15 protein-coding genes are annotated in these 14,832 nt (G+C 61.7%); 9 read left to right on the top strand and 6 right to left on the bottom strand.

What is annotated here, in order from left to right:
- Window positions 1-3: 3 nt before the first annotated feature.
- The gene (locus OA90_RS18705; protein ID WP_068415590.1) at window positions 4-939 is read right to left on the bottom strand and encodes an MBL fold metallo-hydrolase; all 936 of its coding nucleotides are present in this window, start codon (window positions 937-939) and stop codon (window positions 4-6) included.
- Between the two features lie 356 nt (window positions 940-1,295).
- On the opposite strand from OA90_RS18705, the gene OA90_RS18700 reads away from it, so the two are divergent.
- From OA90_RS18700 to OA90_RS18690, 3 genes are all read left to right on the top strand, one after another.
- Window positions 1,296-1,655, top strand: a complete 360-nt coding sequence (locus OA90_RS18700) for a hypothetical protein (RefSeq protein WP_068415585.1) — start codon at window positions 1,296-1,298, stop codon at window positions 1,653-1,655.
- Between the two features lie 207 nt (window positions 1,656-1,862).
- Window positions 1,863-2,954 carry a YeeE/YedE family protein gene (locus tag OA90_RS18695; RefSeq protein WP_068415580.1) on the top strand — a complete coding sequence of 364 codons (1,092 nt, stop codon included), beginning with the start codon at window positions 1,863-1,865 and terminating at the stop codon, window positions 2,952-2,954.
- 97 nt (window positions 2,955-3,051) lie between these two features.
- Complete coding sequence (locus tag OA90_RS18690) at window positions 3,052-3,885, top strand: 4'-phosphopantetheinyl transferase superfamily protein (RefSeq protein WP_156510563.1); 834 nt, start codon at window positions 3,052-3,054, stop codon at window positions 3,883-3,885.
- An 11-nt stretch (window positions 3,886-3,896) separates the two neighbouring features.
- Here the strand turns inward: OA90_RS18690 and OA90_RS18685 are convergent, their stop codons facing one another.
- A complete protein-coding gene (locus OA90_RS18685) occupies window positions 3,897-4,721 on the bottom strand; it encodes a metallophosphoesterase (RefSeq protein WP_068415820.1) in 825 nt (274 codons plus the stop codon).
- A gap of 291 nt (window positions 4,722-5,012) precedes the next feature.
- Between OA90_RS18685 and OA90_RS18680 the strand changes: the two genes are divergently transcribed.
- The 6 genes from OA90_RS18680 to OA90_RS18655 all read left to right on the top strand — a co-directional run bounded on the left by OA90_RS18680 (window position 5,013) and on the right by OA90_RS18655 (window position 11,087).
- Window positions 5,013-5,972, top strand: a complete 960-nt coding sequence (locus OA90_RS18680; RefSeq protein WP_068415577.1) for a dihydrodipicolinate synthase family protein — start codon at window positions 5,013-5,015, stop codon at window positions 5,970-5,972.
- The gene (locus tag OA90_RS18675) at window positions 5,963-6,898 is read left to right on the top strand and encodes a proline racemase family protein (RefSeq protein WP_068415574.1); all 936 of its coding nucleotides are present in this window, start codon (window positions 5,963-5,965) and stop codon (window positions 6,896-6,898) included. The genes OA90_RS18680 and OA90_RS18675 overlap by 10 nt, the downstream gene beginning before the upstream one ends.
- 9 nt (window positions 6,899-6,907) lie before the next feature.
- A complete protein-coding gene (locus tag OA90_RS18670; RefSeq protein ID WP_068415566.1) occupies window positions 6,908-7,936 on the top strand; it encodes a proline racemase family protein in 1,029 nt (342 codons plus the stop codon).
- A 241-nt stretch (window positions 7,937-8,177) separates the two neighbouring features.
- A complete protein-coding gene (locus OA90_RS18665) occupies window positions 8,178-9,212 on the top strand; it encodes a TRAP transporter substrate-binding protein (RefSeq protein ID WP_068415563.1) in 1,035 nt (344 codons plus the stop codon).
- The gene (locus tag OA90_RS18660; protein ID WP_068415560.1) at window positions 9,212-9,724 is read left to right on the top strand and encodes a TRAP transporter small permease; all 513 of its coding nucleotides are present in this window, start codon (window positions 9,212-9,214) and stop codon (window positions 9,722-9,724) included. Before OA90_RS18665 ends, OA90_RS18660 begins: the two co-directional genes overlap by 1 nt.
- A 4-nt stretch (window positions 9,725-9,728) precedes the next feature.
- Window positions 9,729-11,087: a TRAP transporter large permease gene (locus OA90_RS18655; protein ID WP_068415557.1), complete on the top strand. Its 1,359-nt coding sequence runs from the start codon at window positions 9,729-9,731 to the stop codon at window positions 11,085-11,087.
- A 26-nt stretch (window positions 11,088-11,113) separates the two neighbouring features.
- Here OA90_RS18655 and OA90_RS18650 read toward each other — a convergent pair whose 3' ends face one another.
- From OA90_RS18650 to pcaH, 4 genes are all read right to left on the bottom strand, one after another.
- Window positions 11,114-12,436 (bottom strand): lyase family protein, encoded by a 1,323-nt coding sequence (locus OA90_RS18650; RefSeq protein ID WP_068415555.1) that lies wholly within the window; start codon window positions 12,434-12,436, stop codon window positions 11,114-11,116.
- A gap of 57 nt (window positions 12,437-12,493) precedes the next feature.
- Entirely contained in the window at window positions 12,494-13,330 is an 837-nt protein-coding gene (locus tag OA90_RS18645) for a 3-keto-5-aminohexanoate cleavage protein (protein ID WP_068415817.1), read from the bottom strand.
- A 153-nt stretch (window positions 13,331-13,483) separates the two neighbouring features.
- Entirely contained in the window at window positions 13,484-14,104 is a 621-nt protein-coding gene (gene pcaG, locus OA90_RS18640) for a protocatechuate 3,4-dioxygenase subunit alpha (protein WP_068415550.1), read from the bottom strand.
- Between the two features lie 2 nt (window positions 14,105-14,106).
- Window positions 14,107-14,832 (bottom strand): protocatechuate 3,4-dioxygenase subunit beta, encoded by a 726-nt coding sequence (gene pcaH / locus OA90_RS18635; RefSeq protein WP_068415547.1) that lies wholly within the window; start codon window positions 14,830-14,832, stop codon window positions 14,107-14,109.

The following is a 14,832-nucleotide window of genomic DNA, read 5'->3' as shown; positions in this document are numbered from 1 at the left end:
GCGTTACCCCTTGACGAACCTGAAGCCCTGCGCGGCTTTTTCCACCCGGCCTTCGCCCGGATGCGGAAAGTGGAAGCCGATAACCCGCGACTGATCGAGCGCGAGCCGGTCGAGAAGCATCTTGCGCGTGGCGATCCCCTTATCCCGGTCCTGGTCGGTGCCGGATGCCCACTCCGGTTTTTCAAAGGAAATCACGGCATTTGAAATGGCGTCACCGACGACGAAGACGCTCTGCGACCCGCCATGGATCATGTAGGACATGTGACCGGGCGTGTGTCCGTGGCTGCCGACCGCCTCGACGCCCGGCAGCACCTCCTCCCCCGGAGCGATCATGGTAACCTGGTCTTCGATGGCCTCGAGCCGGGACTGGGCGCCGACCACGAAGCTTTTCCGCTCATCGGGCATGTTCGCCAGCGTATCGTCCGCGCGCCAGAAATCCCATTCGCCCTGCGGCACGTGGATATTCGCCTGCGGATAAAGCGGGTCGTCGAAATCGTCCAGAATGCCCCACAGGTGATCCGGGTGCGCATGAGTCAGGATCACGTCGGTGATGTCCGACGGATCGATACCTGCGTTTTCCAGTTTGGACAGAAGCTCACCGGCGGTGGGCTGGAAATTCGGTCCGGCGCCGACGTCGAACAGGGCGAGACGGTCGCCGCTGCGCAGCAGCGTGATGTTGCAGTCAGGCGTCAGCAGGTCTGTCGCCATGCCGTGGGGCGCGAGCAGAGCCGAAATTTCCTCTTCACTCTGCTCCGGCAGAATGAACCCCATCGGCAGGGAAAGATGGCCGTCGGAAAAGACCGTGATCTCGTGATTGCCGACGCTCAGGTTTGCCTCGGCAAACGCCCGGCCCTGACCGGCGATCCCTGTCGCGGCCAGGGCGACACCGCCCAGCAAGATCTCCCGCCTCGACATTTCAACACGCTTCAGACCGGACATTGTTTCCTCCACATATTCAAACTTTTGAATTTATCTATATGTCCCGGGACCGGGGCAATAGTCAAACGGGAACCGCCGCTGCCGGGCTGCATCAAAGCACATGCGTCGCCGCACGGGCAGTTGAGTGGCGCCCGGAATAAAAGGCAGAAGAAACAGCAGTGACAAGTAAACGTGAGCGGTTGGTGAAGTGAAATTGCCTGAATGACGGGCCGATTAACTGGATGTTATTTGTAGTGATCGGCATGAAACCCAATCTCGATAGAAGCGGAGAAGGCGCATCCCGGCACACGTCGGAAAGCAGGCTCCGCCGTCCGGGATCCTGATCCCGGTCTCAAAACACTTTAAGGAGATTGGAAATGCGTACGAACCGGAAAACCCTGTTCTCTCTTCTGGCCACCGCCATGATTTCTTCCCTTGCGATCGGCAGTGCTCATGCCGACCCGAACGATCTGATCGGCGATCTCACCGGTGACAAGCCACTTTCCCCGCGCCAGCAGAGCGGGTTCAACCAAAAAGCCTTGCAGGATGCTGCTGGCAACAGACTGCTGATCCTGCCGGTCGAAGGCAGCTACAATGGCGAGGAGCGCCTGACGGCCCGTCAGCAGAACATCGCCAATGCCAGGATAAACGCGAGTTCGGACGCCCGCGCCCTTCCTGTGTTGCAGTTCCAGGGCGACTGGAACGGAACCGCCAAGGCAGGGTTTCCGCATCAGTAGACGCCGATGACGCAGACTGAAAAGAAAGGGCCGCGCAACTTGCGCGGCCTTTCTTGTTTGAACGCCGCTGATCGTGGATGCACCCTGAAACATTCATATTTATGAATTTTTCTATATGTCCTTGAGGCAGGTCAAGGCAGGTGGCGAACGAAAAGTCCAGATCGGGACAAATGAAAACCGGCTCGGACATGGACCCGGGAGGCCGAGATGGATTTGACGTATCTTCTGGACCGGATCCCGGAAGCGTGGCTTCTGGCGCTTGGCGGTCTGATTGTCGGCGTTGCCTTCGGCGCGTTCGCGCAGCAAAGCCGGTTTTGCCTCCGCGCTGCCGCTCTGGAGTTTTCCCGCGGCACGCCGTCCGACCGCCTGCCGGTCTGGCTGCTCGCTTTTTCCTCCGCTCTCATTGCGACACAGGTCCTGATGCACTTCGGTGAGGTGCAGGCGAGCGAAGCCCGTCAGCTGGCTTCGCCGCAAAGTCTGTCGGGCGCTTCGCTCGGTGGATTGATGTTCGGCACCGGGATGGTTCTGGCGCGCGGCTGCGCCAGCCGCCTGCTCGTCCTGTCGGCAACCGGAAACCTGCGCGCGCTATTGTCGGGACTGGTCTTCGCCGTCGTCGCCCAGGCCAGCCTGCGTGGCATCCTCAAACCCGTCAGGGAATGGTTCGCCGGGCTCTGGACGACGGTCGATATCGGCGGTAACGATCTGACCGCCCAGCTCGGCCTGACACAGGGCGTCACCCTTGCCTTCGCATCACTCTGGTTCTTCGCCGGTCTGGTTTTTGCCTGGAAAGCCCGCAAGTCCACCTGGCAGCTTGTCGCCGCCTGCGGTGCGGGTCTGGCGATACCGCTAGCCTGGTGGTTCACCTCGACCATGGCCCGCCAGGCCTTCGACCCGGTCCAGGTGGAAGGGGTGACCTTCACCGGCCCGTCCGCCGATACGCTGATGCTCGTCCTGTCTCCACCGGGAGACCTGCTCGATTTCGATATCGGCCTGGTTCCCGGGGTGTTCCTCGGCTCGTTCCTGGCAGCCCTCCTGACGCGTGAGCTGGTGCTGCAGGGCTTTGAAGGCGGAAAGTCGATGGCCCGTTATCTCACCGGAGCCTCACTGATGGGGTTCGGCGGCATGTTGGCGGGTGGCTGTGCGGTCGGGGCCGGCATCACCGGCGCTTCGATCTTCGCCCTGACGGCCTGGATCACCCTGTCGGGGATCTGGCTGTCCGCCGCCGTGACGGACAGGCTCATGGAAGGGCGGGGCATCTCCCGTTTCGCACTCGCAGGCGAGGTCGGCAATTCCAGCTGAATCACCCGATTTCGAGCCGCTCCTGATGTCCTTTTTCCCCAACCCGTCGTCATCGGAAAATTTCAGGCTACAGCCCTGGCCCGATAAGCGCTAAACCTTGGCGACAGATGCGGAAGGTGAAGGCGAGCGGATGAAGCTGGAGGAAAAGCCGGCCAAGCAAGGGTTCCTGGTGCACGGACCGGTCACGGACGGCGGGACGATAATGACGCCGGATCGCGTCGCCTTGTGGTGGATTTTTCTCGACCGGATCGCCGACAGCGACTGGGAAACCCTGGAAGCGGTCATCAGCGATGAGGAACATATCCGCTCGGAGCGGTTTCATTTCGACCGCGACAGGCAGGTCTATATCGCCGCCCATGCCACTTGCCGCGGACTTCTAAGCTACTGCTTGGGCGGAGATCCGCGAAGCTGGCGGTTCTCCGTCGAGGATCACGGCAAGCCGGAGCTGATCAGTCCTGCGGACGGTCCCCGGATGAGGGTGAACATCTCCCATACCCGTGGCCTGGCCGCCGTCGCGCTGACTGTGGATCACGACATCGGCGTCGACGTGGAATGGCTGCAGCGCAATGCGGAGACGGACAAACTGGCGAAACGCGTTTTCGCCGCCCGCGAATGCAGGACACTTGCCGCGGTGCCGCAAGCCCGCAAACTCGAGACGTTCCTGTCCTTCTGGACGCTCAAGGAAGCCTATGTGAAGGCGATCGGCAAGGGCTTGTCTCAGCCGCTGGATGCGTTTTCCTTCGATCTGGACACCTTGCGGATCGATTTCGAGGACCGGCTCGCCGACGACCCGGCGAAATGGCATTTCGAACGCTATGCTCCCGGTCCGGAACACCTGATGGCGCTCGCCATCAACCACCCGGAGCCTGCCCGGCTGACCATCGACGCGATGGCCGCGCCGCTGGACTATCTTCACGGCGTGGGCGTCTGAAGCGGCAGGCGTTATTCCGGCAGGATATCGCGAAGATAGGACGCCATGCCCTTGCTCTGGTCCCACTGGCGCGGATAGCCGAGAGACACTTCCTCGAAACGCGAGCCGTCGCGCCAGTCGGTGCGGCGCGTGTGCAAGTGCCCGGAAACAACGACTTTGGCGTTGAAACGCCGGTGCCAGTCCTCCGTCCGTCGGGTACCGCACCAGGGCGTGAAGCGTGGCGCGCGTGGAATATGGATCAGGTCGCTGCGCAAGGGATAGTGATTGACCAGGATCGTCGCGGCGCCATCGGGAATATCCCCCAGCCGCTGTTCGGCCTCGTCGCAGCGGTTTGAACACCAGTCGTCGCGGCTGTTCCAGGGGGTGGGGTTCAGGTAGAGCTCATCCGCACAGACCGCGCCCTGCTCGCGGGCCCAGTCGACCACTTCATGACGCTCGACGTGGTCAGGCCGGAAACTGTAATCATAAAGCAGGAACAGCGGCGCGATGACATGCGGCCCGCCGGGCCCGTCCCAGGTCTCGAACGGATCTTCCGGCGTGACGATGCCGTAGTCGCGGGCGCAATCGACAAGCGCGCGGTAGCGCGTCTCTCCGGTCAGGGCGGGCTCGCCGCCCGGTTCCGGAATGGACCACAGGTCGTGATTGCCCGGAACCCAGAAGACCTTCGCGAATTTGCCCGCAAGTGTCCCGAAAGCCAGCCGGATATGATCGAACCGCTCCGCGACATCGCCCGCAACGATCAGCCAGTCCTCCTTGAAGGCTGGCAACTCATGCAGCGCTTCGCGGTTGGCGGGACTGGCGAGGTGAAGGTCGCTGATGGCTTTCAGTTTTGTCATTTCTGGATGCGGTTTCCTTGACCGAAGCGGACAGGCGCCAAGAGACTTGTCCGGGAACGTGCCAATATAGGTATGTTTTTCCTGAGGCGAAGAGGCTGCGAACACACAGACCGTCCACTGGACCGGCAACCCGGGAAAAATCTGCATGGGTCACCGCTTCGCATGGACAGGTATTCCAATGAATCGATAAAATGGACTAACGTTCTCCGGTGCCGTAAGGCGTTAGAATTCCCGGTCCCGGAAATCGCCGCGGGGGCACGCATCGGGACCCGGATTTTCAAGGAGTAACCAATGTCCGCGACTGTCTTTACCGGCTGCATGCCTGCCCTGATGACGCCCTGCACGGCCGAGCGGATGCCGGACTTCGACGCGCTGGTGAGGAAGGGGCAGGAGCTGATCGGCCTCGGCATGTCCGCAGTGGTTTATTGCGGCTCCATGGGCGACTGGCCGCTGCTGAGCGACGCGCAGCGCATGGAGGGTGTGGAACGGCTGGTGAAGGCCGGAGTTCCGGTGGTTGTCGGCACAGGTGCTCAGAACACGAAAGCCGCCGCCGAACACGCGGCCCACGCGGCAAGGGTCGGCGCCAGAGGCCTCATGGTCATTCCACGGGTCTTGTCGCGCGGCAGCTCGGTCGGCGCCCAGAAACAGCATTTCCGCGCGGTCCTTGCCGCTGCGCCGGCGCTTCCGGCGGTGATCTACAACAGCCCCTATTACGGTTTCGCCACCCGTGCCGATCTCTTCTTCGAACTGCGCGAGAACCATCCCAACCTTGTCGGCTTCAAGGAATTCGGCGGTCCGGACGATCTGCGTTACGCGGCGGAGAACATCACCTCGAGGGACGATAACGTCACGCTGATGGTTGGTGTCGACACGGCGGTCTTTCACGGCTTTGTCAATTGCGGTGCCACCGGCGCGATCACCGGCATCGGCAATGCCCTGCCGCGCGAGGTCCTTCATCTGGTCGCGCTTTGCAGAAAGGCGGCCGAAGGCCATCCCGAAGCTCGCCGCAGGGCACTGGAACTGGAAGAGGCGCTCGCCGTGCTGTCGAGTTTCGACGAAGGCCCGGATCTGGTGCTCTATTACAAGTATCTGATGGTGCTCAACGGTGAGGACGAGTACCGGCTGCACTTCATTGAGAGCGACGCGCTGACGGATGCGCAACGGAACTACGCGAAAGCGCAGTACGATCTGTTCAGGACATGGTACGCGGACTGGATTCGCGACGGTGGAGTGATCGCCGAATGCATGTGATCGACAGTCACACCGAAGGCGAGCCCACCCGCGTCGTCGTTACTGGCGGCCCCGATCTGGGGCCGGGGTCGCTGGCCGAAAAGGCGGCGCGGTTCGGCAAGAACCACGCTGGCTTTCGAGCCTCCGTCGTGCAGGAACCGCGCGGCCACGAGGCCATGATCGGCGCCCTGCTCGTTCCGCCGTCCTGCGAGGATTGTGCCACCGGGGTGATCTATTTCAACACCCTGCAGAACCTCGGCATGTGCGGGCATGCCACCATAGGTCTGGCGGTAACACTGGCACATATGGGCAGGATCAAGCCGGGACGTCACAAGTTCGAAACGCCGGTCGGCGTCGTGGAAGCCGATCTTCTGGACGCCAACACGGTGTCGGTCGTGAATATAGAAAGCCTCCGCCTGCACAAGGACGTCACGGTGGAAGTCGAAGGCCATGGCCCGGTGACGGGCGACGTCGCCTGGGGCGGCAACTGGTTCTTTCTGGTCAAGGACAGCCCGATCGCCCTCAAGGCGGAGAACACCCGGCCCCTGACCGACCTGACCTTGCGCATCAGGGCCGCTCTGGAAGGGAACGGGATCACCGGCACCGATGGCGCCTGGATCGATCATGTCGAACTCTTCGGCCCGCCGCAGGATCCGGTCAACGACAGCCGCAACTTTGTTTTGTGTCCGGGCGGCTCCTATGACCGCTCGCCCTGCGGCACCGGCTCGTCTGCGAAACTGGCCGGTCTGGCCGCAGATGGCCTGCTGGCGCCGGGCGAGGACTGGGTCCAGGAAAGCGTTATCGGCAGCACTTATCGGCTGCGCTATCGGCCCGGCCCGAACGGCGGTGTCATTCCAACTGTCACCGGGCGGGCATTTGTGACCTCCGAGGCCGAGCTTCTGTTCGATCCTGCCGACCCCTACCGGACAGGTATTCAAGTGGCTTGAGGCAAGGGCATGCGCAGCAGCAAAACCATTCACGTGATTTCCTGCCATGCCGAGGGCGAGGTGGGTGACGTGATCGTCGGCGGTGTTGCACCGCCTCCGGGGGAGACCTTGTGGGAACAGCGCAGTTTCATTGCCCGTGACCGGACCTTGCGGGATTTTGTCCTGAACGAACCGCGCGGCGGTGTTTTCCGTCATGTCAATCTGCTGGTGCCGCCGAAACATCCCGAAGCCGATGCCGCTTTCATCATCATGGAACCGGAAGACACGCCGCCGATGTCCGGCTCGAATTCCATTTGCGTCTCCACCGTGCTGCTCGACAGCGGTATCGTGGCGATGCGCGAGCCGGTGACGGAGCTTGTTCTGGAAGCCCCCGGCGGCCTCGTGCGCGTGCGCGCCGAATGCCGTAACGGCAAGGCGGAACGCATCTTCGTGCAGAATGTCGCCAGTTTCGCCGGCAAGCTGGATGTGCCGCTCGAGGTGGAAGGTGTCGGCACCCTGAAGGTCGATACAGCCTATGGCGGCGACAGTTTCGCGGTCATCGACGCAAAGGCGCTCGGCTTCGCGATCACGGAGGACGAAGCCGCCGATATCGCCCGTCTCGGGGTCCGGATCACGCGTGCCGCAAACGAGCAGATCGGCTTTTCGCACCCGGAACTTCCGGACTGGAATCACATCTCTTTCTGTGCCTTTTGCGGCCCGCTTTCGGCGACCGCGCAGGGATTGACGGGACGCTCCGCCGTGGCGATCCGCCCCGGCAAGGTGGACCGGTCTCCCACCGGAACCGCGGTCTCCGCCCGCATGGCGCTTCTGGCAGCGAAAGGAAAAATGAAACCCGGTGACACTTTCGAAGCGGTTTCAATCATTGGCTCGCGTTTCACGGGCCGCATTCTCAGGCAGCAGAGTGTCGGCGGCCAAAAAGGGATTGTCCCGGAGATCAGCGGCCGTGCCTGGATCACCGGCGTCCATCAGCACATGCTCGACCCTGACGACCCGTGGCCGTCTGGCTACAGGCTGAGCGACACATGGGGTGCGCAATGACACGTGGAATTGGGTTCGGGCACGTCTTTTGAAACCAGATTTACTTGCCGAAATTGGAAACTATACCGGCCATTATCTCAATTTACATTGCAAAATTTGTCAGTGAAGATGAAGCTTGAGGCGTGTGCGGAAAAGGCTTTCACAGGCGTTTTCCGGGGAGGCCGATCAGGCCCGGGAGCTAACGGGTAAGCCTGATATCAGGTTGCCGTGCTCAATAGAGAATTCACTCGGAGGAGGATACATGAACAAGATCAGGAACGCGGTTCTCGCAGCCGCCATGCTTGCCGCAGGCGCGAGTGCCGCATCGGCGGCGGAATACGAATTCAAACTTCACCATTTCCTTGGCGAAAAAGCACCGGCCCATTCGCAGATGCTGGTGCCGTGGGCCAAGCAGGTCGAGGAAAATTCCGGCGGCAAGGTCGCCATCGAGATCTATCCCGCCATGACGCTCGGCGGACGTCCTCCGGAGCTGATCAGTCAGGTGCGCGACGGGGTGGTGGACCTGGTCTGGACCGTCAACGGCTACACGCCGGGTCTTTTCCCGCGTTCCGAAGTGTTCGAGCTTCCCGGCATCCATACAAATGATCCGGCCGCCACCAACAAGGCCCTGAAGGATCTCTACGAAAGTGACCTTAAGGACGACTACAAGGGCGTCGAGGTCATGTTCCTGCATGTTCATGCAGGGCAGGGGATCCACATGCGCGACACCGAAGTGCATTCACCGGCGGATCTCGACGGCAAGAAGATTCGAATTCCGACCCGGACCGGCGCCTGGGTGATCGAAGCCCTTGGCGCAATTCCCGTCGGTATGCCGGTTCCCGAACTGCCGCCGGCGCTTCAGAAAGGCGTTATCGACGGAGCCTTCATTCCGTGGGAAATCATTCCGCCGCTGAAGATCCAGGAGCAGACCGAGTTCCAGATCGAAGGCGCTGACAAGGAACGCTTCGGCACCACCGTATTCCAGGTTTCCATGAACCAGGAACGCTGGGATGGCCTGCCGGAAGACATTCAGAAAGCCTTCCGCGACGCATCGGGTGACGAATGGATCCAGAAGGTCGGTGAAATCTGGGCGGGTGCCGACGATTTCGGCATCGGTCTCGCCACCAAGGCCGGGAACACTCACATCACGCTGTCGGAAGAGGAAACCGAAGCCTTCCGTGAGGCCCTTGCACCGGTCACCGACCGCTGGGTCGAGGAAGTTTCCTCCAAGGGTATCGACGGCGCGGGTCTGGTTGAAAAGGCAAAGGCTGCAGCCGCGAGCCATGCTTCCAACTGATGACAGCCGATCCTGAACACAGCAGCTCCGGTTTCACCGGGGCTGCTTCCCGCATTATCACGGTCTGGGCGCTTCTTGGCGGAGGCCTTTTGCTTGTGGTCGTGCTGACCAACACCTTGTCGATTGTCGGCTCGGTTTTCGGCATTCCCGTGCCGGGAGATTTCGAATTGACGGAAATGGGCGTTGCGGTGGCGGTGTTTTCGTTTTTGCCCTATTGCCAGCTTGTCGGGGCCAATGTCTCGGCCGACATTTTCACCTCCGGGGCTTCCAGGCGGACCATCGCCTTCTTCACGATGCTCGCATCGCTTGTCGCGCTCGGTTTTGCCGTGCTGCTGATCTGGCGCATGTATTTCGGTATGCTCGACCAGAAGAATTACGACTACACGACGACCATTCTCCAGATCCCTCACTGGATGGCCTTCGTACCGATCCTGATCTCCCTTGCCCTGCTCGCGCTTGCGGCTTTCGTTACCCTGACCCGCGACCTGAAAGTGCTGTCGAAAGGACAATAATAATATGGCGGACGCGCTTCTCCTGGGGTTGGGCGGTCTTGCGGTCCTGATCGTGCTCATCGCGATCCGGATGCCGATTGCCTATGCGATGATACTGGTGGGCGGTGTCGGCACCATGATGCTGAACGGTCCGACCCTGGTGCTCAGCCAGTTGAAGACCCTCGCTTATGGTCAGTTCTCCATCTACGACCTGTCCGTGGTGCCGATGTTCGTGCTGATGGGCGCGATCGCGGCCAAGACCGGATTGAGCCAGGCACTGTTCCGGGGCGCGAATGCCTGGCTCGGCTGGCTGCGTGGCGGCACGGCCATGGCGGCGATTGCGGGCTGTGCCGGTTTCGGCGCGGTCTGCGGCTCCTCGCTGGCGACCGCTTCGACAATGGGCAAGGTGGCCCTGCCGGAGTTGCGGCGCTACAATTATTCAGGCGCGCTGGCGACGGGTACGCTGGCCGCCGGAGGCGTCCTGGGCATTCTGATCCCGCCGTCCGTGGTTCTCATCATCTATGCCATCATCGTGGAGGCGAACATCGTCACCATGTTCATGGCGGCGTTTCTGCCCGGTCTGCTGGCGGTCATCCTGTTTCTGCTGACCATTGCCATCTATGTCGCGATCAGGCCGGAGGCCGGCCCCAAGGGCGGTGTCGCCGACCGGCGCGAGTTCATCCAAGCCACAATGGGCATGATCCCGGTGCTGATCATCTTCGGACTGGTGATCGGCGGTATCTATCTGGGTTTCTTCAACCCGACGCCCGCCGCTGCCGTGGGTGTGTTCCTGGTGTTGCTGTTCGGACTTTTGCAGCGCAAGCTCGTCTGGCCGGACTTTGTTTCCGCGCTCAAGGAAACGGCGTCCACGTCGGGGATGATCTATCTGATCATTCTGGGCGCCGAACTCCTGAAAATCTTCATGTCCCGTGTCGGCCTGCCGCAGGAAACAGCCGCTTGGATCGGCAGTTCCGGACTGGAGCCGATGACCGTGCTCATTGTGCTTCTGGTCGCCCTGATCGTGCTTGGCTGCCTGATGGACAGCCTGTCCATGATCCTGCTGGTGATCCCGTTCTTCTGGCCGGTGCTGGTGGACATCAACGGCGGCATCTATCAGGGCGCGGAGGGTGCCGGCTTCGGCATGAGCACCGAGGACCTGAAGATCTGGTTCGGGGTGCTGGCGCTGATTGTGGTCGAACTCGGCCTGATCACGCCGCCCGTCGGCATGAACGTCTTCGTGATCTCGTCCCTCGCCCGCGACACGCCGATGATCGAGACCTTCAAGGGCGTCATGCCGTTTTTCGGAGCGGAAATCATCCGCGTGGTGCTTCTGGTAAGCTTTCCGGCCATCACGCTCTGGCTGCCGCGTGTGCTGAGCGGCTGACGCGGCGGACTACGGGAAACGGAATTTCAGGAGCCGTTTGACCTTTGCCGCCGGGCGAAGATCCGGCCGGACATCTCCCGGGCCGGTGCGATTGCCTCCCGGGGGTCGAGGGCCTTGCGCCAGTCGATCCCGGCCGGGCTGTTCTTGGCCAGGGTTTCTGCAAACGGAGCGCTGCCGCTGGCGGCGGCGGCCACCAGCTCTTTCGCCTGCGCCCGTGATACGCCGTTTCTGGCCAGCAGAAAACTCGCTGCCTCCGCCATGATCTCCGGGTTGGCTGCAAGGGAAGCATCAAGCGTGTCGTCATGCGGTTTCAGGCTCGCGGCCAGTTCCTGGGCGTGGCCCAGTGCCGTTCCGGTGGCCAGCAGCATTTGCGGCAGGAACATCCATTCAAGCGGCCACTTGGCCCCGTCGCGCTCCTCCACCGGATCGGCGGCGGCTGCAAGACCTGCCTTTGCGGCAATCGCGATCCGGTGAAGGGCCTGTATGGTCTCCGCCTGAACCGGGTTGGCCTTTTGCGGCATCGTGGACGATCCTCCGCCCGTACCGCTCGAAACTTCGGCTATGTCACTGCGCCCCAGGAGAACGAGATCGCCGGCCATCTTGGCGAGCCCTGCGCAGACCTGCAGCAACCATCCGGCCAGCATCAGGACCGGCGTCCGGTTGACGTGCCAGGAGGGACTGTCCTCAAGTCCGAGTTCTTCCGCCAATGCCGCGCTGACGGCCGATCCGTCCGGCGCAATCGCGCTGTTGATCCCCGATGCGCCGCCGAACTGCACCCGCAGGACGGAGGAGTTCAGGCTAGGCAGGACATTTTCGGCATCGATGAGCGGGTGTGCCCATTGGGCAATCCGGTAACCGAAGGTGATCGGCGTGGCGATCTGGCTGCGGGTGCGCCCGGCCAGCAACCGGTCCGCGTTCCGCTGACTTTGCGTCTCAAGCGTGTCGATCAGCCGGACGAGACGGGATTGCAGGATGTTCAGGCCCGCCCGGTTCTGCAGCGCCGCCGCGCTATCCATGACATCCTGGCTGGTGGCGCCCCAATGGAGCCACTGTCCGGCTTCCTCGCCGGCGGTCTTTCTGAGCGCGGCAACGAGGGCGGGAACGGGAACGCCTGCCGATTGCGTGCCGCTTTTCAGCGTCGCTGGATCGATGTCCGCGTCCTTCAGCCGGTCTTCGATCGCCTGTGCCGCGTCTTGCGGAATGATCCCGAGCCTGCCCTGAACCTTCGCGAGTGCGCGCTCGAAGCGCACCATATGAGCCACGTCACTTCGGTCGCCGAGAAGCTCCAGCAGGTCCTCGTCGGCGAACAAACCGGAATAGATCGTACTGGAAAACAGGGAAACAGGCATTTAGGGGTCCGTGACCTTAAATATCGCCCTGCATTGAGAGCCAGGAAAAGACGCGGGTCAAGCGGCCTTGAGAGGAAGCTCGAGAATCTCGCGCGCCTGCTGCCATGTAGCGACAGGCCTTTCGTACTTCGCGCAAAGATCGGCTGCCCGTTTCACCAGAGCGGCATTGGATGGCGCCAGTCTGTCCTTGTCGAGACGGACATTGTCTTCCAGGCCGGTGCGTGTGTGACCGCCCGAGGCTATGCTCCACTCATTGACCGTCAACTGATGCCGCCCGATTCCCGCGGCACACCACTGGGCATCCGGAGCCAGGCGTTCCACGGTCTTGATGTAGTAATCGAACACATCCCGGTCGACCGGCATGGCATTCTTCACGCCCATGACGAACTGCACATAGAGTTTGCCGGGAATACGTCCGTCCTTGTTCATGGCGGCCGCCTGGTGAATGTGGCTGAGGTCGAAGGCCTCGATCTCCGGCTTCACATGGTTTGTGCGCATTTCGCTCGCGAGCCAGTCGACCAGATCCGGCGGGTTTTCATAGACCCTTGTGGGAAAATTGTTCGACCCGACGGAAAGCGACGCCATGTCCGGTTGCAGCGGCAGCATGCCGCCCCGCGCCTGGCCCGCGCCAGACCGTCCGCCGGTGGAGAACTGGATGATCATGCCGGCACAGTGCTTTTCCAGGCCCTCTTTCAGCCGCGCGAACTTTTCCGGGTCCGAGGACGGGGTTTCGTCGTCGTTGCGCACATGGGCGTGGACGATGGACGCGCCGGCTTCAAAGGCTTCCTGCGAACTTTCCACCTGCTCGGAGACGGAAATCGGCACCGCCGGATTGTTTTCCTTTTTCGGCACGGAGCCGGTAATCGCAACGCAGATGATGCAGGGTTTGGTCATGTCATTCTCTTGTTTGTCAGATCGGCCTGGCGACCCGAAGCCGGCAACCGATTGTTCCTCGCCCACTTATTCCTTCATCCTGAGAAGGACCGCAAGGCTGGTCAAGGTCACGGGCTCATAAAGGAGGTAATGGTGGAGTTCAGTCCGCTTTCCTCAGATATCGAAGAAGACGGTTTCGTCCTGTCCCTGCAGCTTGATGTCGAAGCGGTAGACCGGTTTTCCGTCGCGTTCGCTCTTGCGGGCAATCAGCGTCTGGCGCCGATGTTCCCACTCAATCAGGTTGAGCACCGTGTCCGTGGCATTGGTCTCCGCTTCATCCTCGAAATAGACCCGGGTCTGCAGGCCGACATTGATGCCGCGAGCCACGATCCAAAGGCTGATATGGGGCGCTATCACCTTGCCGTCCGGCGCGGTCACCGGTCCGGGCTTGACGGTGTCGAAACCCCATTCGCCGGTGTCGAAATCGGTGATCACGCGGCCCCAGCCATGGAAGCCTTCCTCGACTTCGCCTTCATGTTCCGGATGGGCATAGATGCCGTCCGCATTCGCCTGCCAGGCTTCCAGAAGCACATCCTTGATCGGCGAGCCCATTCCGTCGATGACGCAGCCCTCGACGCGGATACGCTCTCCCTTGGCGTTTGGACCGGCGATATCCCAGCCGAGTTCCTGCCGGTAGATGTCGAAACCGGCGGCTCCAGGCGCCAGGCCGATATGCACATAGGGACCGGCTGTCTGGGACGGGGTCTCTTTCAGATAATTCAGTTCCTGGCGCATGGTCAGTTCCCCTCCGGACGGTTCTCGAACATGGTGGACCTGCGGCCCCGCACGACGATGTCGAACTTGTAGGCGATCGTATCCAGCGGGATCGTCGCATTCAGATCCAGCCGGGCAACGAGTTGCTCAATGGCCAGCGGGTCGGGGATCGACTTGAGGATCGGGCATTTGTCGATCAGCGGGTCGCCTTCGAAATAGCACTGGGTGATCAGTCTTTGCGCGAAGGCGGTGCCGAAGATCGACATGTGGATATGGGCGGGCCGCCAGTTGTTGATCCAGTTGCGCCAGGGATAGGCGCCGGGCTTCACGGTCCGGAAATGATAACAGCCGTTCTCGTCGCTCAGCGTCCGGCCGCAACCGCCGAAATTGGGGTCGATCGGCGCGATGTAAGTGTCCTTCTTGTGCCGGTAGCGGCCGCCCGCGTTCGCCTGCCAGATCTCCACCAGTGTGTTGGGGACCGGTCTGGCGTTCTCGTCCAGAACGCGGCCATGCAGGATGATGCGCTCGCCGATCGGGCTTTCACCGGACTTGGCGTAATTGCTCAGAAGGTCCTTGTCGACCGGGTCGATATCGTTGTGCCCGAAGACAGGCCCGGTGATCTCGCCGACGCCGGTTTCAAGGCTGATCATCGAATATTGCGGTGATCGCGACACGCTGGTCTTGTAATCCGGGGTCAGTGCCGGCGGATGCCAATCCCGGTCGCGCTGGTATAGAGGGCCTGGTTTCAT

Source organism: Labrenzia sp. OB1 (assembly GCF_001624695.1).
GTDB lineage: Bacteria > Pseudomonadota > Alphaproteobacteria > Rhizobiales > Stappiaceae > Roseibium.
Note: the sequence above shows the minus strand (reverse complement) of the source record. Positions and strands in the feature narration are given on the sequence as shown.

Bases quoted from the DNA above. Each gene is read 5' to 3' on its own strand.
- pcaG (WP_068415550.1), bottom strand. From the start codon at position 14,104: ATGCGCCAGGAACTGAATTATCTGAAAGAGACCCCGTCCCAGACAGCC.
- OA90_RS18705 (WP_068415590.1), bottom strand. From the start codon at position 939: ATGTCCGGTCTGAAGCGTGTTGAAATGTCGAGGCGGGAGATCTTGCTG.
- OA90_RS18675 (WP_068415574.1), top strand. From the start codon at position 5,963: ATGCATGTGATCGACAGTCACACCGAAGGCGAGCCCACCCGCGTCGTC.
- OA90_RS18700 (WP_068415585.1), top strand. From the start codon at position 1,296: ATGCGTACGAACCGGAAAACCCTGTTCTCTCTTCTGGCCACCGCCATG.
- OA90_RS18670 (WP_068415566.1), top strand. From the start codon at position 6,908: ATGCGCAGCAGCAAAACCATTCACGTGATTTCCTGCCATGCCGAGGGC.
- OA90_RS18680 (WP_068415577.1), top strand. From the start codon at position 5,013: ATGTCCGCGACTGTCTTTACCGGCTGCATGCCTGCCCTGATGACGCCC.
- OA90_RS18650 (WP_068415555.1), bottom strand. From the start codon at position 12,436: ATGCCTGTTTCCCTGTTTTCCAGTACGATCTATTCCGGTTTGTTCGCC.
- OA90_RS18660 (WP_068415560.1), top strand. From the start codon at position 9,212: ATGACAGCCGATCCTGAACACAGCAGCTCCGGTTTCACCGGGGCTGCT.
- OA90_RS18655 (WP_068415557.1), top strand. From the start codon at position 9,729: ATGGCGGACGCGCTTCTCCTGGGGTTGGGCGGTCTTGCGGTCCTGATC.
- pcaH (WP_068415547.1), bottom strand. From the start codon at position 14,832: ATGAAACCAGGCCCTCTATACCAGCGCGACCGGGATTGGCATCCGCCG.
- OA90_RS18685 (WP_068415820.1), bottom strand. From the start codon at position 4,721: ATGACAAAACTGAAAGCCATCAGCGACCTTCACCTCGCCAGTCCCGCC.
- OA90_RS18645 (WP_068415817.1), bottom strand. From the start codon at position 13,330: ATGACCAAACCCTGCATCATCTGCGTTGCGATTACCGGCTCCGTGCCG.
- OA90_RS18665 (WP_068415563.1), top strand. From the start codon at position 8,178: ATGAACAAGATCAGGAACGCGGTTCTCGCAGCCGCCATGCTTGCCGCA.
- OA90_RS18695 (WP_068415580.1), top strand. From the start codon at position 1,863: ATGGATTTGACGTATCTTCTGGACCGGATCCCGGAAGCGTGGCTTCTG.